19 protein-coding genes are annotated in these 23,523 nt (G+C 51.8%); 10 read left to right on the top strand and 9 right to left on the bottom strand.

Annotated features, from left to right (window positions below):
- Window positions 1–59 precede the first annotated feature (59 nt).
- Entirely contained in the window at window positions 60–965 is a 906-nt protein-coding gene (rimK, locus tag CBR65_RS19170; RefSeq protein ID WP_087468341.1) for a 30S ribosomal protein S6--L-glutamate ligase, read from the top strand.
- Between the two features lie 58 nt (window positions 966–1,023).
- Here rimK and CBR65_RS19165 read toward each other — a convergent pair whose 3' ends face one another.
- Window positions 1,024–2,004, bottom strand: a complete 981-nt coding sequence (locus tag CBR65_RS19165) for an IS110 family transposase (RefSeq protein ID WP_087465561.1) — start codon at window positions 2,002–2,004, stop codon at window positions 1,024–1,026.
- Between the two features lie 268 nt (window positions 2,005–2,272).
- Window positions 2,273–4,570, bottom strand: a complete 2,298-nt coding sequence (locus CBR65_RS19160) for a bifunctional diguanylate cyclase/phosphodiesterase (protein WP_087468340.1) — start codon at window positions 4,568–4,570, stop codon at window positions 2,273–2,275.
- Window positions 4,571–4,926: 356 nt separating this feature from the next.
- On the opposite strand from CBR65_RS19160, the gene CBR65_RS19155 reads away from it, so the two are divergent.
- A complete protein-coding gene (locus CBR65_RS19155) occupies window positions 4,927–5,529 on the top strand; it encodes an STAS domain-containing protein (RefSeq protein WP_087468339.1) in 603 nt (200 codons plus the stop codon).
- A 281-nt stretch (window positions 5,530–5,810) separates the two neighbouring features.
- On the opposite strand, the gene hisC is transcribed toward CBR65_RS19155, so the two are convergent.
- A complete protein-coding gene (gene hisC / locus CBR65_RS19150) occupies window positions 5,811–6,863 on the bottom strand; it encodes a histidinol-phosphate transaminase (RefSeq protein ID WP_087468338.1) in 1,053 nt (350 codons plus the stop codon).
- Window positions 6,864–7,165: 302 nt separating this feature from the next.
- Here hisC and CBR65_RS19145 point away from each other — a divergent pair, with 302 nt between their 5' ends.
- Window positions 7,166–8,083 (top strand): carbohydrate-binding protein, encoded by a 918-nt coding sequence (locus CBR65_RS19145; RefSeq protein ID WP_087468337.1) that lies wholly within the window; start codon window positions 7,166–7,168, stop codon window positions 8,081–8,083.
- 323 nt (window positions 8,084–8,406) lie between these two features.
- On the top strand, window positions 8,407–9,603 hold the full coding sequence (locus tag CBR65_RS19140) for an amino acid aminotransferase (RefSeq protein ID WP_087468336.1): 1,197 nt from the start codon (window positions 8,407–8,409) through the stop codon (window positions 9,601–9,603).
- An 11-nt stretch (window positions 9,604–9,614) separates the two neighbouring features.
- Here the strand turns inward: CBR65_RS19140 and CBR65_RS19135 are convergent, their stop codons facing one another.
- Window positions 9,615–10,127 carry a mechanosensitive ion channel domain-containing protein gene (locus CBR65_RS19135; protein WP_087468335.1) on the bottom strand — a complete coding sequence of 171 codons (513 nt, stop codon included), beginning with the start codon at window positions 10,125–10,127 and terminating at the stop codon, window positions 9,615–9,617.
- Window positions 10,128–10,248: 121 nt separating this feature from the next.
- On the opposite strand from CBR65_RS19135, the gene CBR65_RS19130 reads away from it, so the two are divergent.
- Entirely contained in the window at window positions 10,249–10,971 is a 723-nt protein-coding gene (locus tag CBR65_RS19130; RefSeq protein WP_087468334.1) for a glycerophosphodiester phosphodiesterase, read from the top strand.
- 53 nt (window positions 10,972–11,024) lie between these two features.
- Here the strand turns inward: CBR65_RS19130 and CBR65_RS19125 are convergent, their stop codons facing one another.
- The 5 genes from CBR65_RS19125 to CBR65_RS19105 all read right to left on the bottom strand — a co-directional run bounded on the left by CBR65_RS19125 (window position 11,025) and on the right by CBR65_RS19105 (window position 17,779).
- On the bottom strand, window positions 11,025–14,753 hold the full coding sequence (locus tag CBR65_RS19125; protein ID WP_087468333.1) for a TonB family protein: 3,729 nt from the start codon (window positions 14,751–14,753) through the stop codon (window positions 11,025–11,027).
- A gap of 247 nt (window positions 14,754–15,000) precedes the next feature.
- On the bottom strand, window positions 15,001–15,501 hold the full coding sequence (locus CBR65_RS19120) for a GNAT family N-acetyltransferase (protein WP_087468332.1): 501 nt from the start codon (window positions 15,499–15,501) through the stop codon (window positions 15,001–15,003).
- 169 nt (window positions 15,502–15,670) lie between these two features.
- Window positions 15,671–16,702: a lipoyl synthase gene (gene lipA / locus CBR65_RS19115; RefSeq protein WP_087468331.1), complete on the bottom strand. Its 1,032-nt coding sequence runs from the start codon at window positions 16,700–16,702 to the stop codon at window positions 15,671–15,673.
- Between the two features lie 146 nt (window positions 16,703–16,848).
- Window positions 16,849–17,433: a lipoyl(octanoyl) transferase LipB gene (gene lipB, locus CBR65_RS19110; RefSeq protein WP_232461453.1), complete on the bottom strand. Its 585-nt coding sequence runs from the start codon at window positions 17,431–17,433 to the stop codon at window positions 16,849–16,851.
- 73 nt (window positions 17,434–17,506) lie between these two features.
- The gene (locus CBR65_RS19105) at window positions 17,507–17,779 is read right to left on the bottom strand and encodes a YbeD family protein (RefSeq protein WP_087469173.1); all 273 of its coding nucleotides are present in this window, start codon (window positions 17,777–17,779) and stop codon (window positions 17,507–17,509) included.
- A gap of 188 nt (window positions 17,780–17,967) precedes the next feature.
- Here CBR65_RS19105 and CBR65_RS19100 point away from each other — a divergent pair, with 188 nt between their 5' ends.
- From CBR65_RS19100 to CBR65_RS19080, 5 genes are read left to right on the top strand one after another with little or no spacing between them, the layout of a single operon-like run.
- Window positions 17,968–18,645, top strand: coding sequence for an RDD family protein (locus CBR65_RS19100; protein ID WP_232461254.1), 678 nt, complete (start codon window positions 17,968–17,970; stop codon window positions 18,643–18,645).
- Window positions 18,642–19,619, top strand: coding sequence for a stage II sporulation protein M (locus tag CBR65_RS19095; protein WP_087468329.1), 978 nt, complete (start codon window positions 18,642–18,644; stop codon window positions 19,617–19,619). The genes CBR65_RS19100 and CBR65_RS19095 overlap by 4 nt, the downstream gene beginning before the upstream one ends.
- Window positions 19,616–21,187, top strand: coding sequence for a DUF4129 domain-containing protein (locus CBR65_RS19090; RefSeq protein ID WP_087468328.1), 1,572 nt, complete (start codon window positions 19,616–19,618; stop codon window positions 21,185–21,187). The genes CBR65_RS19095 and CBR65_RS19090 overlap by 4 nt, the downstream gene beginning before the upstream one ends.
- The gene (locus tag CBR65_RS19085) at window positions 21,180–22,502 is read left to right on the top strand and encodes a DUF4350 domain-containing protein (RefSeq protein WP_087468327.1); all 1,323 of its coding nucleotides are present in this window, start codon (window positions 21,180–21,182) and stop codon (window positions 22,500–22,502) included. The genes CBR65_RS19090 and CBR65_RS19085 overlap by 8 nt, the downstream gene beginning before the upstream one ends.
- Window positions 22,499–23,479 carry a MoxR family ATPase gene (locus CBR65_RS19080; protein WP_087468326.1) on the top strand — a complete coding sequence of 327 codons (981 nt, stop codon included), beginning with the start codon at window positions 22,499–22,501 and terminating at the stop codon, window positions 23,477–23,479. Before CBR65_RS19085 ends, CBR65_RS19080 begins: the two co-directional genes overlap by 4 nt.
- The last annotated feature ends 44 nt before the right edge of the window (window positions 23,480–23,523 follow it).

Below are 23,523 nucleotides of genomic sequence, written 5' to 3'. Positions count from 1 at the left end.
CTTACGCCCAGCGTAACTTTCCTTTTACAACTCCCTAATTTATTTACCTCGGTCATTTTATGAAAATTGCCATACTGTCTCGCAATCGTCGTTTGTACTCTACCCGCCGCCTGGTGGAAGCCGGGGTGAAGCGCGGCCATGAGATGCATGTCATCGACATCCTGAAGTGTTACATGGACATCACCTCGTCCAGCCCGGCGATCTGGTATATGGGCAACAAGCTGGAAGATTTTGATGCGGTTATTCCGCGCATCGGCGCCTCCGTTACCCACTACGGCCTGGCGGTAATTCGCCAGTTCGAGATGATGGGGGTTTATTGCCTGACAGAATCCGTGGCACTGGGTCGCTCACGTGACAAACTGCGCGCACTGCAATTGCTCTCGCGCAAAGGTTTGGGATTGCCCAAGACCAGCTTCGCTTACAACGTTCACGACACCAAGGAACTGATCAAGCTGGTGGGCGGCACGCCGCTGGTGCTCAAACTCTGTGAAGGTACCCAGGGTCGCGGCATCGTGTTGGCCGAAACTCCCAAGGCGGCAGAGAGTGTGATCGAAGCCTTCCGCGAATTGCGCGCTGAATTCCTGGTGCAGGAATTTATCAAGGAAGCCGGCGGCAGTGATGTGCGTTGTTTTGTGATCGGCAATAAAGTAGTGGCAGCCATGCAACGCACGGCGCAGGAGGGTGAGTTCCGCTCCAACCTTCACCGTGGCGGCACCGCGCGGATTACCAAACTCACCCCCACCGAACGGCGCACGGCGATCAAAGCGGCTACTACCATGGGTTTACATGTCGCCGGTGTGGATTTGCTGCGCTCCAGCCGGGGACCGTTAGTGATGGAGGTGAATTCCTCGCCGGGGCTGGAAGGTATTGAAGCCGCCACCAAGAAAGATATTGCTGACGCCATCATTGCCTTCACCGAAGAAAACGCCCGCCCCCACGCCAACCGCACACGCGGCCAAGGCTAACGGGCGCCCCTGATACCCCCGTAGATACCATCTCTCCGATACCACCACAAGCAACCCATCAGGCCGCTTGTGGTGAGTATGCTGTTTGATGCTTGAGCACACCGAAACACAGGTGCACCAACTTACGCATCGCCGCCCCCAGCGCCTGCATCCTTGTTTTGCCGTTGCGGATCAGGCGGTCCTGTTGCGCTTTGATCGTGGGGTTATATTGACCCGCTACAATGGCCGCCATATACAATTTCGCCCGCACCTTCGGCGAGCCTTTCTTGCTCAGAAAGCTGCGCCCACGCAAGATGCCCGATTCACGCAGAGCGGGAATAACCCCGACAAACGCCGCGCATTCACTCGCCGCCTTGAAGTCCCGGCTGCGGATGACCGACAGCATCAGACGCGATACCACCCGGCCTACACCGGGAATACTTTTTAGTAACGCCACGTCATTTTTCAAATCCGGGTGACGGTCAATGTGGTCGTCTATCTCCTGATCCACCCGATCCCGCTCCCGTTGTAATTCCACAATCATCTTGCCCAATGATTCCAGAACAATCGTTGAGGCCTGGCTGATCTGCGCCTTTTCCTGACGATTTAATTCCCGCTGCAAATCCGTCTCCAGCGCCTCTAACCGGGCCAGCAGGGCCTTTAATTCCCGAATACTTTGCGGTTCCGGCTGCCATAAACCCGGACAAGCTCGCACACCGTATAACGCCAGAACGACACTGTCTTTCTTGTCCGTCTTGTGAACACTGCCCAGGCTCCGGGCAAAGTCGCGCACATAGGCCGGATTCACCACACTCACCTTCAACCCTTGCTCAAATAGCCAATAGGCCAGCGCTTCGTGATAAACCCCGGTGGCTTCCATCACCACCTGGATATCTTCCCGTGGTTGGGCAATATGTTTATCAAGCCAGGCGACCAGGGCCATATGGCCAGCCCGATCATTGGGGAAGACTTTCGATTTAACCTTGCCGCTCTCACGGTCTTTGAGCCACAACACATCCATCTTAGCTTTACTGACATCAATACCAACGATACTCGTCATCTCTGAAATTACCCTTGTCTATGCAGCGTCACTGATACATCAGGCGCTCGGATACCATTCAATTTTTCATCGAAGAACAAGCCGGGGATGCTATCTACAGCACAGGGTGTTTCCCTCAGGTCGAATACGCATTCACCCGGCTCGGGTGTTGAAGTTGGTAGCTAATCAACTTCTTCAGAGAGATACAAGGTCGGATTAGCGCAGCGTAATCCGACAATATAAAAAAATCACGTCGGATTACGCTGCGCTAATCCGACCTACGAGATGGTCAGGCACCTACCTTTAAGGCATCCAGCTTCACGACGTTGCCGTCAAACGCAAACTTGCCGCCGTGGAAGTGACTTTCGAATTGTTTGGGTGATAAGGGTTTGGCATAGAGAAATCCTTGTGCCTGGTCACAACCCTGCTGGCGCAGCCACTCGGCCTGGTATTCCGTCTCTACACCTTCCGCCACCACTTTCAATTGCATGCCGTGCGCCAGGCCAATGATGGTTTTTGCAATGGCAGCGTCGTTGTGATCGTCGTGGATGTCGTGCACGAAACTGCTGTCAATCTTGAGTTTTTGAATCGGAAACCGCTGCAAGTAAGCCAAGGATGAATAGCCGGTGCCGAAGTCGTCGATGGCGAGAAACAAACCCATCTCATTTAATTGTTTGAGGTGATTGATGGTTTCGCCAGCATGCTCCATCGCGCAGCTTTCGGTGATTTCCAGTTCCAGGTATTCGGCATCAAGTTGAGTATCACGCAGAATCGCTTCCACCTTGCCGGGAAAATTTTTCTGGCGGAATTGACGCGGCGACAGATTCACCGCCATCTTGCCCACGTGTTTACCGCTGTTGAGCCAGGCCTTTTGTTGGCGACAGGCTTCGCGCAACACCCACTCACCGATAGGCACAATCAGGCCGGTTTCTTCGGCCAGCGGAATAAAATGCGCGGGCGAAACCAGGCCACGTTCCGGGTGTTGCCAACGCACCAAGGCTTCAACCCCCATCAATTCGCCGGATTGCAAATCAATCTGGGGTTGGTAATGCAACGTCAATTGCTCCTGCTCTACGGCACGTCGCAAATCATTCTCCAGCAGCAGATAATTGACTGCTGTTGCATTCATCCCTTTCGCATAAAACTGACAATTATTTTTACCCGCCTCTTTGGCTTTATACATAGCGATGTCCGCATTCTTGAGCAGCTCATCCGCATCCGATCCGTCATCAGGAAAGATACTCACACCGATGCTGACCGTGGTGGTAATTTCATGGCCACTGATTTCCAGCGGGCGCGCGAGGGTGACCAATAATTTATTAGCGACGAAGATAACATCGTCAATGTCATGCACGCCTTCCAGCACTACCACGAACTCATCACCACCGAGTCGCGCGACGGTATCCATATCGCGCACGCCTTCGTTAAGGCGCATGGCAATCGCCTTTAATAATAAATCGCCGGAGTCGTGCCCGAGGCTGTCGTTGATAATCTTGAAGCGATCAATGTCCAGCAGCATCAACGCCACTTTGCTGTTACTGCGTCGCGCACGGGCAAGGCCGTGGAAGATGCGATCGTAAAATAACGAACGGTTGGGCAAGGACGTCAGCGAGTCGTGGAAGGCCATGTAGTTGAGGCGCGATTGCTGTTCACGCAATGCATTTTCAGCCAACTTGCGCTCGGAAATATCTGTCCCGATAGTACATACACCGAAGACTTCCGACTCTTTATTACGCAACGGAAACTTCACCACCAGATAAGTGTGCAGGGTGCCGTCCTTGTGTAATAAATCCAACTCTGTTTCAAAGGTTTGTTGTTTGTTGCGTGCGGCTACATCAATGTCCCACATGGACTGGGCAATGTCCGCCGGATAGACATCAAAGACATTTTTCCCCACAAAACCTTTCTCATCGATATTCGCCATCAGTTTGAAATGCTCGCTGGCGAGTACCACATTGCCGTCCAGGTCTTTTACCGAAATGAGTGCAGGCGAATAACGCAGTATCGCGTTGAGATAGGTTTCGCTGGCCCAGAGCGCCTGCTCGGCCAAACGAAAACGTTCGGCTTGCTCTTCGTGCCGCCACATCTCGATAACCTGGCGAATGAGTAACGAACTGAACGTCCATACGGTATCCAGTTCCACCACCGCTTGCTGCAGTTGCGGCAGGTCGCGTTCGGTTTCGATGTAATACACCGCGATGGTTTTGTCTTTTTCCAGAATGGGATGCAAATAGCAGGCGCGACAACCTTTCTGGGTGTCTTTTTCACCGAGGGTATTGATGTGATCGCCATCCAGCGCCTGGGCCTGGCCGAGCAAAAACGTTTCGCGAATTTTTTGTTGCGGCAGATAATTTAAACGCGAGAGCGCGGTCGCCACACCACTGACCAAAGGTTCCGGTGCGCGTTGGCATGCGATGGCTTCAACGTATAGGTGGTTATCGCGCTCAACGATCAGCACCACCCGACTGACGACGGGTTTAACCACCACCAGCTTGACCAGGCGTTCGGCAATCTGTTTGTGATTCAGGTCAGTGAATAGTTGCTGAAACTTCTTGATGAGTTCAACGGCTGTATTTTTATTCTGCATATTCGCCCAAGTCGATGCCCAATTCAGTTGACCACCCGGCCCCTTCCGGTGAACCCATATCGATCACTAGTTAGATTCTTTTCGCATCACAAACCGACGGGCCAAGGGCAATGGTGATAAAAAATTCAGGTAATGCCGGTAAGTTATTGATTGATCAGTACTAGTTGTGCCGCCAACCTTACCTGATTTTTTCATCGCAGCAAAGGATTTATGCGCCACATCACAGAAGTCTGGTTATACTTGGCAGGCATCGTATATATATTGTTCAACTCGAACCGAAGCAGTTCGTTTCGGGTGTCCAATAACCATAACGGAACAACAAAAACCCGCTTTTTAGGCTCGCTCCGGAGGCAGCCATGCGACCACCGGTTCCTTTTATCGGCGAAGAACTGATCTTTAGAGATGATGAGAACCCGGGCGATAGTAAACGCCATGGGCAGATTATTGATGAGGTGTTAAGTACCGCCACGGATACCAGCAGCTGGGAAGACAGTGTTCCTGTTTCTTCTCCTGGCTCGCCGCCCGCCGCCGCACCAGCTAAACGTCGCACTGCGACTACTGCCACAATACCGGCAGGAACAACCACCGTTCATAACCCGTCATCCCTTAGCGATATTGGTCCGCGAATGGAGTGGATACCGATCAATAATGGGCACGGTTTGCGGATTAATATCAGCGGCACTATTGACCAGGCATTGCGCCGGGAATGGTTGCGGTTGTTGCGCGAAACGGCCAGTAAGGAAATTGATCAGTTTGAATTTAACCTGACCCGGACGCCGGCACTTAGTTTGACAAGTCTGTCGATGCTGTTGCTGTTCAGGGAGCAAAAGCGTTCACAGCGGCAGAATATTACGCTGTGTCATTGCAATCGCCAGGTGTGGGAGTTGTTGCAGTGGACGGGGATGGATCGCTATTTTGTGATTCAGGGGGCGACGTTGGAGGAGAAAGTGAAGTCTTGAGACTCGGAGAAAAAATGAGAGCACTTCGAAATCCGTTTGGCGTTAGGCTAGTGGTTTCGAAAACGTATAACAAATTGGCAGGACAGCCAATTTGCACAGCGAAGCTGCCCGAAGGGTGAGCCACAAGGATGTGGCGAATGAATCGTCCCTGTAGCTCCCTCAAGTCGTCCGTGACTTGAGGGTTTCGAAACCCTGGCCCTAACGCCAAACTCACATTGTGCTAACGTCAGCTTTACCCGTGTTGGGCAATGCTCTAAATCTCTCTATACGTTCCTGTTCACTTATACCAACGTTTTTAATACGGTAATCAACCGCTCCATTTCCTCATCCGTACCAATCGTAATACGCAAAAACTTATCGATACGCGGTGCGTTGAAGTAGCGCACCAGGATTTTGTGTTCGCGTAATTTGGCTGCCAGGGCCGCGGCATTGCCCTGAGGTTGTGCCAACACAAAATTGGCCTGGGATGGCAGTACGGTGAAGCCAAGTTCCTGTAATTGTCGGGTTGTCCATTCGCGGGTGGCGATCACTTTATCGCAGCTGGAGCGGAAGTAGGCTTCATCTTCAAACGCGACTACGGCGGCGGCTTCGGCGAGGCGATCGAGGGGGTAGGAGTTGAAGGAGTTTTTGACGCGATCCAGGCCTTCGATTAGTTGTTTGTCGCCGATGGCGAAGCCTACGCGCATGCCGGCGAGGGCGCGGGATTTGGAGAGGGTTTGTACCACCAGCAGATTGGGGTAGCGGCTCACCAGTGACGCGGCGGTTTCGCCGCCGAAGTCGATGTAGGCTTCATCCACCAGGACTACAGATTGCGTGTTGCGTTGCAATAGCGTTTCTATTTCGGCGAGCGGTTTTCCGATGGCGGTGGGCGCGTTCGGATTGGGGAAGATGATGCCGCCGTTGTCGGTCGGGTAGTCGGCGAAGTCGATGGTGAAGTCGTCGCGCAACGGGATTTTGTTGGCCGCGATGCCGAATAACTGGCAATACACTTTATAGAAGCTATAGGTGATGTCGGGAAACAGCAGGGGTTTGGGCTGCTGGAAAAATGCCATAAAAGACAGAGCCAACACTTCGTCCGAGCCATTGCCGACAAACACCTGGTCCGCTTGAACGCCGTAATAATCGGCCAGGGTTTGTTTCAGTTGGCGGGAGTTGGGGTCAGGGTATAAACGCAAGCGTGCGATGGCCGTGTCATTCAACACATGCTGCACCCGGGGCGATGGCGGATAGGGACTTTCGTTGGTGTTGAGTTTGATCAGGCCATCAATCTGCGGTTGCTCGCCGGGAACATAAGGCTCCAGTTGGCGCACCACCTCACTCCAGAACTGCGACATAGTCAGACAAAGCTCCTGCATAGGAATAAAACGAGCCGCAGAGTATACCTGATCGCTCTCCCGTCGTCTGAGTCGGCTCTTTATGAAGGGCGTCCCACTGTTTCACCTCTGATAGAAAAGTATCTGACCTCCGTAGAAAAGTGTCTGGGCGGGCCAGTTCACTCAGGCACACTTAACCGCAGCGTCAAGATAGACGCGGGCTATCCATTCACTGATATCGAAAATTACCTGCCGCTTTTACCTGCTGCCGGAGCTTTGTTCAACCGGCTGCATAACGTCCGCACAACATTGAGGGTCATACGATGCATCCTGATTTTTCTCCATCGACTGTGATTAAAAAATTCACGCGCAGCGCCTGTGGTTTGTTGGGCGCGCTGTCACTAAGTGCCCAGGCCGTGGTTTTCCAGGCAGAAAGTTATAACTATTTCTACGACACAACGCCGGGCAATACCGGTGGCGCTTATCGCAGCGATGATGTCGATATTGAAAATGCGCAGGACACGAACGGTGGTTACAACGTCGGCTGGATTGAAACCGGCGAGTGGCTGGCTTTTACCAACCTCACGATTCCCACAAACGGTAGCTACGTCATCAAGATGCGCGTGGCCAGCCCATCCGGTGCGACCGCATCGGTGGATTTGAACGCGGGCGCCATACAACTGGGAACCTTCCAGATCGGCGCCACCGGCGGCTGGCAAAACTGGACGACAGTGACCAAGACAGTAAACATCAATGCCGGTACCTATAACCTCGGCGTGTTTGCGCAAACTGCCGGCTGGAACTTCAACTGGATTGAGATTGTTCCGGCAGGCGGCACCAATAATCCCGACTGCGGCAGCACCTGGTACCGGGCAAACCTCACCCATTACGAGTCTTATCCCGATCCCGGCAGTGATGAGTGCGTGCTTTACAACGGCTGCACCTGGGCCGGGCAGTTCTACGGCCTGAATGGTGTGCAACCGGAATCCTGGGTGATGGCGAATAATATTGCGGCGGTGCACTTGAAGGATTGGAATTGGATGGGTATGAAGACGATTAACCTGCGCCAGGGTAGCCGCAGTATTACCGCGAAGGTTTACGATGGTTGTTCGGATTCTGACTGTAATGGTTGTTGTACGGCCAACCTTGCTGGGGATGGTTATTTGATTGACCTGGAGAAATACACGATGCAACGTTTTGGTTCGGGTAGTGGGATTGTGGAGTTCCAGGTGTGTAATTGATTCTTCGCTCAAGCGGAGCTGAACAGCACAGTACTCCGTAGTTCGTTTGTCATTAGGGGATTCGTTTCGAAAACGCATGAATACATCCTTGTAGCTCCCTCAAGTCATCCCTGACTTGAGGGTTTCGAAACGAATCCCCTAACGCCAAACTTGTATCGTGCAATCATGCATGACCCATTCCCTGGTTAATATGTCTCCTCCTGAATGACCTCCCAAACTGAATTAGCTTTTTCGCTACAGCGACCTTGAGCACCTGCTAAACCGAAAACCTGAGCGTATAATCAGCCCACTTTTTCATACGCCCATAACGTTTCGGAGTCATCATGTTTGAATCCCTGCCCCTGCTCCCCGCCGATCCTATCCTCGGTCTCAGTGCCGCGTTTCAGCAAGACACCAATCCGAATAAAGTCGATCTGGGTGTGGGGGTGTATAAGAATGATGCGGGTGTGACGCCAATTATGGCGGCTGTGGCGGCGGCGGAGCGGTTGCGCCTGAATCTGGAAAATACCAAGGCCTACACCAACCCGGCTGGCTATCCCGGCGCTAATAACGCCGTGGCTGGATTGATTTACGGGACCGGCCACACAGTGGTGTCGGATAATCGGGTGCGCACGATTCAAACGCCGGGTGGCTGCGGCGCGTTGCGGGTGGCGGCGGAATTTATTCAGCGCGCTAAACCGGGCGCCACTATTTGGGTGAGCACGCCGACCTGGGCCAACCATATTCCGCTGCTCGGCAGCGCAGGGTTGAAGCTGCGTGAATATCCCTATTACAACTACGACACTCACAGCATCGACTTCGATGCCATGGTCGCTGTGCTCAATGAAGTTCCCAAGGGCGATCTGGTGCTGCTGCATGCTTGTTGCCACAACCCCAGCGGTGCGGATTTGTCGCGCGAGCAGTGGCAGGAGGTGGCGCGTCTCGCTCAGGCGCGCGGTTTCGTGCCGTTTGTGGATATGGCTTATCAAGGATTTGGTGAAGGATTGGATGAGGATGCCTATGGCATTCGACTGTTGGCCGAGTCGGTACCCGAGCTGATCATTGCTGCATCATTTTCAAAAAACTTTGGCCTCTACCGTGAACGCGCGGGAACCTTGAGTTTGGTATTCGCGAATGAAACCCAGGCCAATGCGGGCATGAGCCAATTGCTCAGTGTGACGCGCGGCCTGTATTCCATGCCACCGGCTCACGGTAGCGCCATCGTGGATATCATCCTGCACAACAGTGAACTGACTCGCCAATGGCAGGAAGAGCTGGGGCAGATGCGCCAACGTATTCAAAATCTGCGCGCGGCGTTGGTGACGGCATTGAATCAGTTACAGGATGAGCGGGATTTCAGTTTTATTGCCCACGAACGCGGCATGTTTTCATTTCTGGGATTGAGCGTCGAACAGGTACATCGACTGAAAAACGAATTCAGTATCTATATGACGGATACCAGCCGCATCAGCGTCGCGGGTTTGACCGTGGAAAAAATGGATTACGTCAGCCAGGCGATCGTAAAAGTACTGCGCCCCTAAGCGGGACGCAATCAATGTTCTTCAATCACCGCTGGCGGTAGAGGATGCTCTACTTTTAATACCGCCTTTTGCAGAATCAGCGTGTTGGGATAGGTCACGATATTGCCGTCTTCACGGCGGAGAATGACATGAAACATGCTGATCTCTTCGATGATGCCACTCATATCATCGTCTTTGTCGAGAATCTTGATACGGTCACCCACGCGGTAAGGAAAACCAAAAAAGATAATCATGCTGGCGGTAATGTTGCTCAGAATCGACCACTGGGCAAACAAAGCCACACCCACTACAGCGAAGATCGACGAAAGAAAAACCGACACTTCGCTGTAACCCAAACCGAGAATCAAACACACCACGACGATGCAACAAAATACCAAACCGATATTCATCAACCGCGTGACGTAGCGCACACGTAAATCGCCGAGCATCTTCTTGATGCTCCGCTCGCGGATAACCTTATCCAGGATCAACGAAGCCAGATAAAACGCGAAGAAACAGCCAACTACCAGAAGTAATTTAGTCATCGAATTGCCACTCATCTTACGGGATCACTCTCGGAGGGTTTACTGCTAACATAGGACCAATTTTGCAACAACCAGTTGATGGTTGCGCAGTATAACGTTAGTTAACCTGAAGGAAGCTGGAATGGCGTCACTTTTTTGTATTGCTCATCGCGGCGGCCCGATTCACCACCACCACACCAGCCCCGAGAACAGCCTGGAAGCCATCCGTCGCAGTCTCGCACTGGGCGTGGATGCGATTGAAATCGACATCTGGCAAATCGGCGGCGAACTGATCGTCACCCACGACCGCCGGCTCGGACGACAATTAAAAGGCAAGGGGTTGCTGATTGAAAAATCCCTGGCAGAAGTTCGCCAACTCACTCTTGAGAACGGCGAACCTGTGCCTACACTTCGCCAGGTACTGGAGCTTGTCGGTGACCGCGCGCTGCTCAATATTGAAATCAAAGGCCCGAACTGCGTGCCCGTATTGGTTGAACAATTAACCGAGTTTACACAAGATCATCAACTGTCATTGGAACACTACCTCGTATCCAGCTTTGATCACCATCAGTTGTTCCAGATGCTGCAAAGCGCACCGCACATAAAACGCGGCGTGCTGGTAGAAGGCATTCCCTACAGCTACGCGCAATGTTGCGATGAATTAAAAGCCTATTCTTTCAATACCCATTTGGGATTTTTAAATCAGGACATGATCAACGACGCTCGCCGTCGCGGTTTAAAAAATTGGGTTTATACCGTTAATCATGAAGAGGATTGGCAGTGGATGCTGGATTTGGGGGTGGATGGGGTATTTACGGATAGGCCGGAGGCTTTGTTGGAGTTTAATCGTCGACAGCCTAGCTGACACCATTACTGCATTTCGGTTATGCAGTAATGGCATTAGCGTAGAGTTGATTTCTAATCGGTAAGCGTGAAAGTGAATTTATTCTTGACGTCCTTTGTGTCAATAGCAACGCCGTTAGACATCTGAGGAATATAAATAAATTTCTGTAATGCTTCTCTACCCGCTGCTTCAAAATAACCTTCAGGCTCTTCCGACTCAACGGCAATGTTAGCGACAGAGCCATCGGCCATGACATCAAATTGAAAGACAATGTTTCCTTCAACCTTCTTTTGCAACGCCGCCAATGGATAATGAGGGGCTTGTCGTACCAAAGGCAACATCTCTGAACCAGCTACAGTATCGACAGACCAAACCTCCGTCCATGGTTGTGACGCTTGATAAACTGACAATCTTCTTTTAGCGATTGCTTTATTTTTATCATCAACTAGCGCGACCGCTCGCTGCTGCTCAACTATTGCACGCGCAAATTCTCCATTCGCTGCATATACTGCGGCAAGAACTTCTCGGGCTCTGGCACCCCCATCTTTTTCCAACAGCTCTGTTGCTATCTCCTCCGCACGTTCCAATGCGCCTGAGCCGTGGCTCATTATCGCCAGATGCCATGCCAAATCAGCGCCAGACGACATATTCCCTTGACGATACGCCAGCTCATAAAAATAAATAGCACGATGAATGTTTTGCTGAACCATAAGCCCACGACTGTAAAGCTCCGCCAACAATCTCTGAGATGCTTGATCATTTTTAATCAATGCTTTATGGATTATCTGTTCAATACCGTGCTTTATTGCTTTAAGCTCCAACTTCATCACGGTAGCATCTTCGGAGAATGCCAATTCTTTTTCATGAAGTAGTCGTGCATCACCCCAGCGCTTTCTCAGCTCTTTTTCAAATTCCTCATCACCACTTTCTTCAGTCGTCAGATAAAGTAGAAAATCACTGCCATCCTCGCGATATACGGTAAGTATAGAGTTGACACCATAACTCCCTTTTGAGAATTCTATTTTTTGCATTTCAAAGAACTTGGCTGTTTCTCGATATAACTCACCATCATCACCTTCCCAGTATGAAAACACCCCTTGCTCCGTCAAACCGTTACCGTCGCTGCGAATACTAAAACTGTCATCGCTGTAAAAATAAATAAGCTTATCATTTGCGGCAATAATATTATTACGCTGCATGAATTTGAGGTCGCGTTGCAGCAGATAATCGCCCGCAACCACTTTGTCGGCAGGCAAAAGACGCAGCTCCTGACCAAATGCCAAGAGAAAAAGCGGAGAAAAAGCTATCAGCAGTAAAAAGTGTCGCAACTTCCAGCGTGAATGGTGAGAATAAATTTCCGCAGAAGATTGCTGATAAGCGTTGACCTGACGAACCAAAATAACAAGCAGTGCGCTACCTAGCGCCAAGCCGATGAGTATAAATTTATCCATGAGTAAAGCACTGATAAAGTACAGAACCGCAAATACGCCTAAAATCCATGCGGAACGAGGCATATTTTGCTGCTTCGGTTCGTCACTATTGGCAATTCTATAGGCAATAGGATAAAACCAAAATGATTCAAAAACAGCACGCCAAAATGGAGAAATATTACGCTGATCCTTTCGCTTGATATATGACCAATTACGGTAAAACCAATAGCAACTATATGTTCCAAGGGTAAAAAACAATAACGTAATGACTTTAACCACAGAAATCGGATAAAAGACCGCCACATCGTAAAAGAGCTTTCGGTCACTGTCTCTATACCAATTAATTAAGACGAAAATCACGAGGAGCGCGTATAGCACAGCAATCAGATAAAAATAAATATCAGAATCAACTACAGGCTCCTCAGAGAATTCATATATTTCGTAACTGGTATTATCTGCTGCCCGTTTTTGAGCTTTTATATAAGTATCTATTTTCTCTGCGGGGACATGGTTACTCAACGACCTATATTCATAAACCAGTCGTAGCAGGTTGTCCGAGTCATCAAACTTTACTGAGCTGCGAAAGTAGAAGAAATCATTTTTCTCAACAAAACTATCCTCTTCAAAAGTCCAGTTTTTATCACGTAGCTTAATTTCTATTTCCTGAACAACATGATGGGGATATGCAAGCTCAAAGGGGGAGTTACGACGAGTCTCGTCTACTTTCTTTAAGCTACTGTCAACACTATTGGCATAAAAACTGGCTACAAAATCCCCATCTTTATCCTTTTCCCAGATATTGCTTATTTCATACGTTTCTGTAACAGAAAGAAAATCCGCATCATCTGAGTCAACCACCTTAAGAGGTTCTTTAATAGCGATGCCGTCATAGTACTTTTTATAGAAATTAAGATACTGCTCAGCGACTTCAGTATTGCTTGAGTCAGCCAGCGAGTAGCGCTGGTGATCGCCCTGCTCACCATAATACTTACTGGTTACCACATAACCCGCGCGCTCGGACATACCCTGATCAAGATCAAACGCGTCAACAACAACTTGCTTGGACTTCCTGGCAGCCGTCATAGGTACAAGCTCATTCACTCCTTCTTTTATGAGCAAGGCATACCCGTAATCCGGCTGAAAGATATTCGTCAGATTTCCTTTCTGATGCTGCCTGGTGGGATCAATCCACCAGTTTTTCCCCTGATATTCCAAGTGAACAATCACATGATCAAAGACCGTTCCTGCTGGAGGATAATTTGCTATTTCCCGGTAAGCTGATGTATTCACTAAAGCAGGTGTCGCAGAAACTCCCAGCGATTTTAACAAGCTGATAAGCAGTACTGTTTTGTCTTTACAATCACCATAACGGCGAGCAAGCGTTTCATTTGCCGCAGAAGGCTTGTGGGAATTCTCACCCATCTCAAGCCCCAGATAACGAATTTCGGCTTGCACGAAAACAAGTGCAGCATGAATTTGCGCATCCACCGTTTTATGCTCTGAGCGAATACGCTCTGCAATCTCAGAAATTTCCTTGGCCGGGTCAGAAGCGGGAAGATAAAGAGGTAACGCCCAGCTAACAATATCTTTCCATTCCGGAGTATCAGTTAAAAAGACCTGCCCATAAGGATCGTACCAATCCGGCGTCTGGGAATTTACCAGCAGAGCACTGCGATCACGATTCTCAAAAATGTATTCAACACCATCACCATAGATATTGGATTGTTGCTCCGATGCACGATTGAGTTGTTTGATAATTAGAGGGGTTGATTTCTCCCACAGAACGCGGACATGTTGGTAATCGAACGGCACCGACCACTGTGTGTAAAAACTATAGGAGAAGATACCTTTATAAACCGGATTTACACCAGTGATGGAGTAACTGTAATCAATAATATCGCCAACTCGAACATCATCCAGAATCACATTGGCACTGAGTCGTCCGTCATAAATTAATTTTTCCAAATCTTCCTCACGTTGTAGCAGTGAGTATTTCGCCGTTTTGGATTTATCGAGAAACTTCCCATCACGCCATATACCAATTCTGTGGAATGACAATGATTGATAAGCCGGATCAAAGGAAACATCAAGCTGTGAACTACTTTCAAGCCCCAACTGATTGACAATGTAATTCGCATAATGGTGGAAAACGACTTGGCCATCAGCATCATTCACCTTTAGCTGACGGTCAATCAACAAATAATGAATACCACCTCTGATATCATCCTCAGGAATTTTCAGTGGCGTCTTTACAGGGATTTCCACCACCCATGCGGGAGAGGGAACAACATTAACGGTTTCACCATGAGCACCAACACAGACCAGTAATAAAATTACCCAGCGGAACCATGAAACGGCAGGAGATTTCTTCATATGATGTGAACTTTATATTATTGACAGCCAGCCTATCCCAGGCAAATTATTGTAGTGCCAGTATGTGCTGAGTCATTGGTATCAAGCCATCATCAGCTCTAACAATAATCTATTAAACCCAAAACTCGATCAGGAAGGAAATAAGGGGGAAAGCGTTGTCAGTTAAGGAGTAGGCGCATAATAATACACATTTCCATGCCGCACCACAGGTCCAAATATCACCTAAGACGATGGTCAGCCTCCAACACTAATGAAGCTCTAACCGCATAATATTCACCACCCTACCCCCCAACCGCGTCCGACGGGAAATTTGCCAGCCGCGCTTTTGATAGAACTCCGTATACTCGGCTGCCGACAGCCACAATTCCTGCATCGCCATTGCTCGCATATAATTAACCGCGTGATCAATTAATACATTACCAACGCCCTGTTTGCGATGCTGTTCCTGCACAAACAAATTACTCAGCCATACCGGCGAAAGATTCTTCCCGTTCGTTTTTTGTTGGGCGCTGCTGTGGTAATTCACCAAACTGACACAACCGATAATTTCCCCATGTAAAACGGCAACCAATGTTTGCGGAATGGTTTCTCCCTGAATGTGCAATTGCAAACGTTGCTGGCGTAACGCCAATGAACTTTTTAGTCCTTGTCGCTCGCATTCCTGATGATGCCATGCGGCTACCTGCGCAAAAAATGCCGGCGTATGAGCGAGGGGCTGGACAGTAATTTCAGCTAAAGATATTGGCATAGGTGCAGGTTAAGAAGTGAAGGGAATGATGTACAGACAGGAAAGTGATGGTGAGGTTCGCGGGCGGTGCTGGTGTTATTTATTAAAGTTGCCAATTGTGGATTGCTTCATTGCTCGACGAGAGTCGGATTACGACGCTGTGCGCCTAATCCGACCTACTTCTCGCAAATTACGCTTTGGCGGCTTCAAACCATTTGATGTCTTCACCGTGAGCTTGCTTGTCGGCGTGATAACTGGAACGCACCAGCGGACCACAGGCGGCGTGCTTGAAACCCATCTCGTTCGCGAGTCGGGTGTATTCTTCAAACTCATCTGGATGCACGTAACGTGCTACCGGTAAATGGTCGCGTGAAGGTTGCAGGTATTGGCCAATGGTGAGCATGTCGATATCGTGATCGCGCATGTGCTGCATGACTTCGATAATTTCTCCTTTCGTTTCACCCAGGCCGACCATCAAGCCGGATTTGGTCAACACATCCGGGCGACGCGCTTTATATTCTTTCAGCAGTTGCAGCGACCACTCATAGTTAGCACCGGGGCGGGCCTGGCGATACAAACGCGGCACGGTTTCCATATTGTGGTTAAAAACATCCGGCGCTTCTTTTTCAAGGATATCCAACGCAATCTCCATGCGCCCCCGGAAGTCCGGCACCAACACTTCCACTTGCAAATTCGGACTGAACGCACGGGCTTCACGAATACAATCTGCAAAATGTTGCGCACCACCATCGCGCAGATCATCGCGGTCCACTGACGTAATGACCACATACTTCAAACGCATCTCGGCAATCGCTTCAGCCAGCTGACGCGGCTCGTTGATGTCGAGCGGATTAGGTTTACCGTGGCCCACATCGCAAAAGGGGCAGCGACGGGTACAGATATCACCCATGATCATAAAGGTCGCTGTACCGCCGCTAAAACACTCACCCAGATTAGGGCAATTTGCTTCTTCACACACCGACGACAACTTATTCTTGCGCAGAATAGCCTTGATGCGATCCACCTCCGGCGACGCCGGGATACGCACACGAATCCAATCCGGCTTGCGCAGCATCTCATCACGATCGCTCGCAATCACCTTCACCGGAATACGCTCAACCTTATCAGCATCGCGCAACTTCTCACCCTGCTTGTAACGCTCAGTACGCTTGACAGGTTGCAGCTCAGGAACAAGGGTAGATACAGGAGGCAAATCAGACATAAAAATCTCTTTGTTTCATAAAATTTCCACGATACCGCAGAGGGGATCGGGTACAGGCTTGAGAGACTGTCGTCGGCAAGGATGCCGACGCCAAGCCTCCAGGGAAGGATTCACGGCGTGTCTCACAAGCCTGTACCCGATCCCCGTCAACCTAAATTGGCCGCCATTGTACAACTTTCATAACCCAATTTCCGTGCAAATTGCATAACCAATTGGTCTTGAACCTCGGCCAACACAGGGGGCTCAGGTAATAAATCACGCATCTGCGTCATCGCCAACCCCTCATAACCACAAGGGTTGATACGCTGAAAAGGCTCCAGATCCATATCCACATTCAACGCCAGACCATGAAAACTGCACCCGCGCCGCACGCGCAACCCCAGGGAAGCGATCTTGTCACCAGCCACATACACACCCGGCGCATCCGGCTTGGGATAGGCCTCAATCCCATAAACCGCCAGGGTTGCCACAATGGTTTGCTCAATCGCCGACACCAGATCGCGCACCCCCATCTTCAACCGGCGCAGATCCAGCAAGGGGTAAGCCACCAATTGACCCGGCCCGTGATACGTCACCTGCCCGCCGCGATCCGTCTGGATTACCGGAATCTCACCCGGCAACAATAGATGCTCCGGCTTGCCTGCCTGCCCTTGGGTAAATACCGGGGGGTGTTCCACCAACCATAATTCGTCTGGCGTTTCCGGCGTACGCTGATTGGTGAAGTCGGTCATCGACTGCCACACCGGGCGATAGTCTTGCAGCCCCAATTGGCGCACAACTACATTATCGAGCGTTGGCACCAACTTACATCACCATCTTGGTAATGGGTTTTGTGCGCAGATCCGTGTGGATCGCATGCAATTGCGCTTCACCGGTGGCGGTAATCCATACCGTAATCGACTGAAAGCGACCTTTGCTGCTCTCATTGATGGTGATACGCGTTTGATCAAAACCGGGCGCGTGGCGCTCCATGACTTCAATCACCAGGCTATGCAACTCATCACCGGCGTCACCCAGCACTTTGATGGGATAGTCAGGACAGGGAAATTCAATCTTGGGGGGTTGTTGGTCAGCCATAGCAATCAAACCGAAAAATACAAAAGTGCGGCGATTATACCAGAGCCACCTACCAGCAGCGGAGTGTGAGGCATTGGCTACCCAGAGTCGGGACAATGGGGTATTCTGCAATGCGCCAGTTTTCGCGACAGAACGCAGAAACAAAGCACCGAAACACATAAGACTATCGAGACAATGGAAGCCCAGGTTTGATACTCGACACCCGCCTTTCGCTTGAAACCCCTGAAGGAGCCACCCTTCCGCTCGCCCCCGCCGGTATGGGCGTGCGCATCATGGCGTTTATGATCGACATGTTGATCAAAACCGTCGCCAATATCGTGGTCTTTACCGTATTGGCTCTCCTCGGCGGCATGGGTATGGGCATTGCGCTGATCCTGGCCTTTTTGCTGGAGTGGTTTTACCCGGTGTACTTCGAGGTCTGGCACCAGGGGCGCACACCGGGAAAGAAAAACCTCCATATCCGCGTGGTTAATGACGATGGCACCCCGGTCACCTTCGGCCCTTCGCTGCTGCGCAATCTGTTACGGGTGGTGGATTTTCTGCCCTTGATGTACCTCACTGGCATTATCACCAGCCTGTTCAACCCCCAATTCAAACGCCTCGGCGATCTGGTGGCCGGCACTCTGGTGGTGTACGACGCTGATCCCATTCCCGGTCCCAATTTTGATGTGAAAGGCCGTCAACCCGTGCCAGCAGATTTCACGACCGATGAACAACGGGCATTGCTGGCTTTTGCCGAACGGAGTAAGCGTTTATCACCGGAGCGCCAGAGTGAATTGGCCGCGATCCTGCTGCCCGTCCTTAAGACGGATGAGCCCGTCATTGCCATCAAGCAAATGGCCAACAGCATGGTGGGCCGCCAATGAAGCAGGGACAGTTTGAAGCACTTTACCAACCCGCCTGGCAGGCGCTGGAAAAGCTGATCGAGCAACTGGAAGCCCGCAAGGGCTCACTGACCGCCGAGCAACTGGCGGATTTTGCGCCACTCTACCGCAAGCTGTGCCACTTCCATGCCTTGGCCAAAGAGCGCCAGTACAGCAGCTATCTGGTGGACAAGCTGGGCGATCTGGTGATTCGTGGTCATCAGCAGCTGTACCGTCGCAAACAGCCTTTAGCCCAGCAATTTCTGCGTTTTATCGTTACTGACTTTCCACGCCTGGTGCGTCAGGAGCAAGGTTATTTCTGGACCGCTACCGCGCTGCTGTACTTCCCCGGCTTGTTGCTGTTCCTCGCCGTCCTGTGGCAGCCGGACCTGGTGTATACGCTCATGGCACCGGAGCAGGTGGACAACTTCGAGGAGATGTACAACCCCGCCAACCGCACCCTTGGCAGCGCCCGCGAATCTGACACCAATTGGCAGATGTTCGGCTTTTATATCAGCAATAACATCGGTGTTTCGTTTCGCACCTTTGCGTCGGGCTTGTTGTATGGAGTGGGCTCGATTTTCTTTTTGGTCTTTAACGGTTTGCTGTTCGGTGCCGTGGCCGGCCACCTGACCAATGCGGAATACACCGAGACCTTCTTTACCTTTGTGGTGGGCCACGGCAGCTTTGAGTTAACGGCTATTGTGATCTCCGGCGCGGCAGGTTTGAAGCTGGGTTATCACCTGCTCAATCCGGGTAACCGCACCCGTCTGGAGGCGCTCAAGCAGGCTGGCCACGTCGCCATCCGCCTGGTTTATGGGGTGATCATCATGCTGGTGATTGCGGCATTTATCGAGGCTTTCTGGTCATCCAACAATATTCTGGTTGCCTGGCAAAAATACCTTGTTGGTGCGGCACTTTGGTTGGTAGTAATTGCTTACTTAGCCCTTAGTGGCCGCAGGTCGGGGGGCAGATGAATCTCGATCAGGTAACCATCGAAATTCGGCCGCGTCGCGCCTGGGAGGCAGTCGATCTGGGACTGCTGATGGCACGCCGCTGGTGGTGGTCCATGACCAAGGTCTGGCTGCTGTTAACCCTGCCGTTATTCCTGCTGCTTAATCTGGTGCCCCAGGATTGGATATGGCTCAGCACCGTGATCATCTGGTGGCTCAAGCCCCTGTTCGAGCGACCGTTACTGCATATCCTCAGCCAGGCGGTGTTTGGTTATCTGCCCGATACCCGCAGCACGTTAAAAGCCTTTCCCGCTCAAGCTTCACGTCAATGGTTTCTGAGCCTCACCTGGCGGCGCTTCAGTTTCACTCGTTCGCTTGACCTTCCGGTTATCCAATTGGAAGGCTTGAGCAGCGAGCGGCGTAAGCAACGTCTGGGGATTCTTCACCGCGAAGACTCCAACCCCGCCACCTGGCTGACCATCATCGGCGTCCACGTTGAGAGCTTTTTAAGTCTGGGCATGTTGATCTTGCTCTATGCCTTTGTGCCCAGCGAGGTCGAGATTGACTGGATGTCCCTGTTTACCAGCCAGGAAGCGGTCTGGTTTGCCTATCTCACCAATACCTGTGGTTATCTGGCGATCTCGCTGGTGGCGCCGTTTTACGTGGCCTGTGGTTTTTCGCTTTACCTGAACCGCCGTATCAAACTGGAAGCCTGGGACATCGACATTGCGTTCCAACGCATCGTCAACAAACGCCGTGCCCAGCCTCAAGGCCAAACTGTTATTGCCCTGGTGTTTGCCTTCTTCATAGGTTTGATGCCCTGGTCGGAATCCCAAGCTCAGGAGGACGTGGCAGCAGAGCCGGTAGCACTGGAGACTGCGCATAAACCTCTGGATCGCCAATCGGCAAAAGCTGGTATCGACGCCGTGTTGGCGGGCGAGGATTTTCATCAGAAAGAGATTTTCCGCTATCCCAGCTTTCTGGATCAGGATGATGAAGAAAAAGAGAACGACCAGGAAGGCGAATGGGATTGGCTGATGGATATTCTGCGCGGCTTCACCGATGCCTTACGGCTGGCCAGTTGGCTTGAGTTGCTGCTCTGGGCCGGGGTGATTGGCTTGATTGTCTGGGTGGTGTTTCGCTATCGCCACTGGCTCGCCGCCTACCTGCCGCAACAGGTACCGGAAACAGCCCAGCGCGTTCGCCCGGTGACCCTTTTCGGGCTGGATTTGAGTCGTGAATCCTTACCGGCTGATGTCAGTGCCACGGCACTGGAGCTTTGGCATCGGGCGGAGCATCGAGCATCTTTGGCCCTGCTTTACCGCGCCTGCCTGATCCGCTTGCTCGACGCCGGACTGGATATTGAAGACGGCCACACCGAAGGTGAATGCCTGCAACTTGCCCGCGATTACGCGCAAGATAAACCGGCCGCCAACGCGGCCATTGCCTATTTCGACCAATTGACCCAAGCCTGGCAGCGCCTGGCCTATGGGCATATAGCAGTCGACAGCGAAATAGCTGAGCAACTGTGTCGCCAGTGGAATCCCTTGTGGCGCCCCGCCCCAGCAAGCGAGGGTGGTGCCAATGGCTAGACGGTTGTCCACCAACAAATTGCTTCTTCTGGCTATCGCGGCGGTAATCATTGGCCTGCTTTATTGGGCCAGCCGCTATATCACCTGGAAGGAAGAAGAAATCGACCTGGGTTATTCACGTGAAGCCCTGAAAGATGACTTTCTCGCCGTTAAACAATTCCTGGCCCACCAAGGCGTGGACAGCCAAAGCCTGCGCAGTTTCGGCATGCTCGACAATATGGCCTGGCAGGGCGAGCACGTGGGTCCGCAGGATACCCTCGTATTGCTTAACGCCCATAAGATGTTGCGCGGCCAGCGCCTGGACAACCTGCTCGCTTGGGTTGAGCAGGGCGGCACCGTTATCACCACCACCTACAACCCGTTTATCGGCGCTGGTGGCGGTACCGATCCTTTGCTTGATCACTTCAGCATCCTGGTCGGGGACTACGAAGATACGGATACGGAAGAAGATAACGACCCAACTTCCGATGATGCTGATGAGGAGATCACCGAGCCGGATGATCAGGCGGAAGACGTTCTGGACGACGAGGACTCCACGACCGACCCGGACAACGATGACGAAGAATCCGACGAAGAGAAATTGCCCGACAACCACTTCCGTTGTTCACTTTACCTGGAGCCCCAAGCGGTTGATTTCTTCGATGAATCCGAGCCCCTGTTGATTGATTACAGCGGCGGCGTGGCGTTTGATTATTACGGTGACGAGCCTGAGGGATGGTCAGGCGATGACCGGGGCCTGCACCTGGCGCAGTTCGAATGGGGTCAGGGTCTGGTGATCATCAACAGCGACAACGAGATCTGGACCAATCAGCGCGTCGATTGTCACGACCATGCCTATGCGCTGTGGAAATTAATCGATCACGACGGCAAGGTGTGGTTTTTGATCAATCAGGAAGCCCCGTCATTGTGGAGCCTGCTCTGGCAATCGGTCCCTTACGGCATGCTCGCCGCGCTACTGGCTTTGGGATTGTGGTTATGGGCCAAGGCTATCCGCTTCGGACCCATCCTGACCCGTAAAACCGAGGGGCGCCGCAGTCTGGCAGAACATATCTACGCCAGCGCCATGTTGCTGTGGCGGCGTCAGCAGCATCCCTATCTGGTTGAGCGCCTGCGTGAAGAAGTCAGGCAGCTGTTGCACCAACATTATCCCCAGTTCAATCAATGGTCCGAGCAGGAACAGATCAGCCACCTGCAGCAGCTTACCTCCCTGAATGCGACCGAATTGCACCGGGCGCTGTTCAGCAACACCTTGCAACATCCCCAAGATTTCACCTTGGCAGTCGCCTGCCTGCAAACCATAAGGAAAAGTATATGAGTGACGACATTTCCCGCGAGTCCCGCCTGGAGCAAGCCAGTGCCCTGGCCAACAACCTGTTGCAGGAAATCAGGAAAGCCTTGATCGGCCAGGACCTTATCATTGAGCAGGTGTTGGTCGCCTTGATTGCGCGCGGCCATGTGTTGATTGAAGGCGTACCCGGTCTCGGCAAGACACTTCTGGTGCGCAGCCTGGCGAAATGTTTCGGCGGCCAGTTTTCCCGGGTGCAGTTCACCCCGGATCTGATGCCCAGCGATGTCACAGGCCACGCCATGTTCAACATGGCCAAACAGGAATTCGAGATTCGCCGGGGCCCGGTGTTTACCAACTTATTGCTTGCGGACGAAATCAACCGTGCACCAGCCAAAACCCAGGCAGCGCTGCTGGAAGTCATGCAGGAAGGCCAAATCACCATCGAAGGCGAATCCTTCAAGACCGGCGAACCGTTTATGGTACTCGCCACCCAGAACCCGGTGGAGCAAGAAGGTACTTATCCGCTGCCGGAAGCAGAGCTGGACCGGTTTATGCTGAAAGTAATGATCGATTACCCCAGCGAAAGCGATGAGCAAGTCATGCTGCGGCATGTCAGCGGCCAGGCGCAAGGCGGCTTTGGTCTGGAGGATATCCGCACCCTGCTAAAACCGTCCCACGTCCTGAGCCTGCAAAAGGTCGCCGAGCAGATCACCGTGGATGACCAGATCCTGCATTACGTGGTCAAGCTGGTGCGCACCACCCGCGAGTGGAACGGCATTGCCCGCGGCGCCGGCCCGCGCGCCTGTATCGCACTGCTCGCCGCCGCCCGCGCCTATGCCTTGATCAAAGGCAATACCTTTGTCACCCCGGACGATGTCAAAACCATGTACCTGCCCGCCCTGCGCCACCGCATTCTGCTATCGCCGGAACTGGCCATCGAAGGCGTGGATGCCGACCGGGTGCTGCACTCAGTCATGCAACACGTCGAGGCGCCTCGACATTAGTAGGTCGGATTAGCCAAAGGCGTAATCCGACACCCTGTATCAAG

The organism is Cellvibrio sp. PSBB006, assembly GCF_002162135.1.
Classification (GTDB): domain Bacteria; phylum Pseudomonadota; class Gammaproteobacteria; order Pseudomonadales; family Cellvibrionaceae; genus Cellvibrio.
This window is presented reverse-complemented; position numbering and strand designations above follow the sequence as displayed.

Coding starts and splice junctions, on each gene's coding strand:
- CBR65_RS19090 (WP_087468328.1), top strand. CDS start 19,616: ATGAATCTCGATCAGGTAACCATCGAAATTCGGCCGCGTCGCGCCTGG.
- CBR65_RS19130 (WP_087468334.1), top strand. CDS start 10,249: ATGGCGTCACTTTTTTGTATTGCTCATCGCGGCGGCCCGATTCACCAC.
- CBR65_RS19080 (WP_087468326.1), top strand. CDS start 22,499: ATGAGTGACGACATTTCCCGCGAGTCCCGCCTGGAGCAAGCCAGTGCC.
- rimK (WP_087468341.1), top strand. CDS start 60: ATGAAAATTGCCATACTGTCTCGCAATCGTCGTTTGTACTCTACCCGC.
- CBR65_RS19085 (WP_087468327.1), top strand. CDS start 21,180: ATGGCTAGACGGTTGTCCACCAACAAATTGCTTCTTCTGGCTATCGCG.
- CBR65_RS19095 (WP_087468329.1), top strand. CDS start 18,642: ATGAAGCAGGGACAGTTTGAAGCACTTTACCAACCCGCCTGGCAGGCG.
- CBR65_RS19160 (WP_087468340.1), bottom strand. CDS start 4,570: ATGCAGAATAAAAATACAGCCGTTGAACTCATCAAGAAGTTTCAGCAA.
- CBR65_RS19125 (WP_087468333.1), bottom strand. CDS start 14,753: ATGAAGAAATCTCCTGCCGTTTCATGGTTCCGCTGGGTAATTTTATTA.
- CBR65_RS19120 (WP_087468332.1), bottom strand. CDS start 15,501: ATGCCAATATCTTTAGCTGAAATTACTGTCCAGCCCCTCGCTCATACG.
- CBR65_RS19165 (WP_087465561.1), bottom strand. CDS start 2,004: ATGACGAGTATCGTTGGTATTGATGTCAGTAAAGCTAAGATGGATGTG.
- hisC (WP_087468338.1), bottom strand. CDS start 6,863: ATGTCGCAGTTCTGGAGTGAGGTGGTGCGCCAACTGGAGCCTTATGTT.
- CBR65_RS19140 (WP_087468336.1), top strand. CDS start 8,407: ATGTTTGAATCCCTGCCCCTGCTCCCCGCCGATCCTATCCTCGGTCTC.
- CBR65_RS19105 (WP_087469173.1), bottom strand. CDS start 17,779: ATGGCTGACCAACAACCCCCCAAGATTGAATTTCCCTGTCCTGACTAT.
- CBR65_RS19135 (WP_087468335.1), bottom strand. CDS start 10,127: ATGACTAAATTACTTCTGGTAGTTGGCTGTTTCTTCGCGTTTTATCTG.
- CBR65_RS19145 (WP_087468337.1), top strand. CDS start 7,166: ATGCATCCTGATTTTTCTCCATCGACTGTGATTAAAAAATTCACGCGC.
- lipA (WP_087468331.1), bottom strand. CDS start 16,702: ATGTCTGATTTGCCTCCTGTATCTACCCTTGTTCCTGAGCTGCAACCT.
- lipB (WP_232461453.1), bottom strand. CDS start 17,433: ATGACCGACTTCACCAATCAGCGTACGCCGGAAACGCCAGACGAATTA.
- CBR65_RS19155 (WP_087468339.1), top strand. CDS start 4,927: ATGCGACCACCGGTTCCTTTTATCGGCGAAGAACTGATCTTTAGAGAT.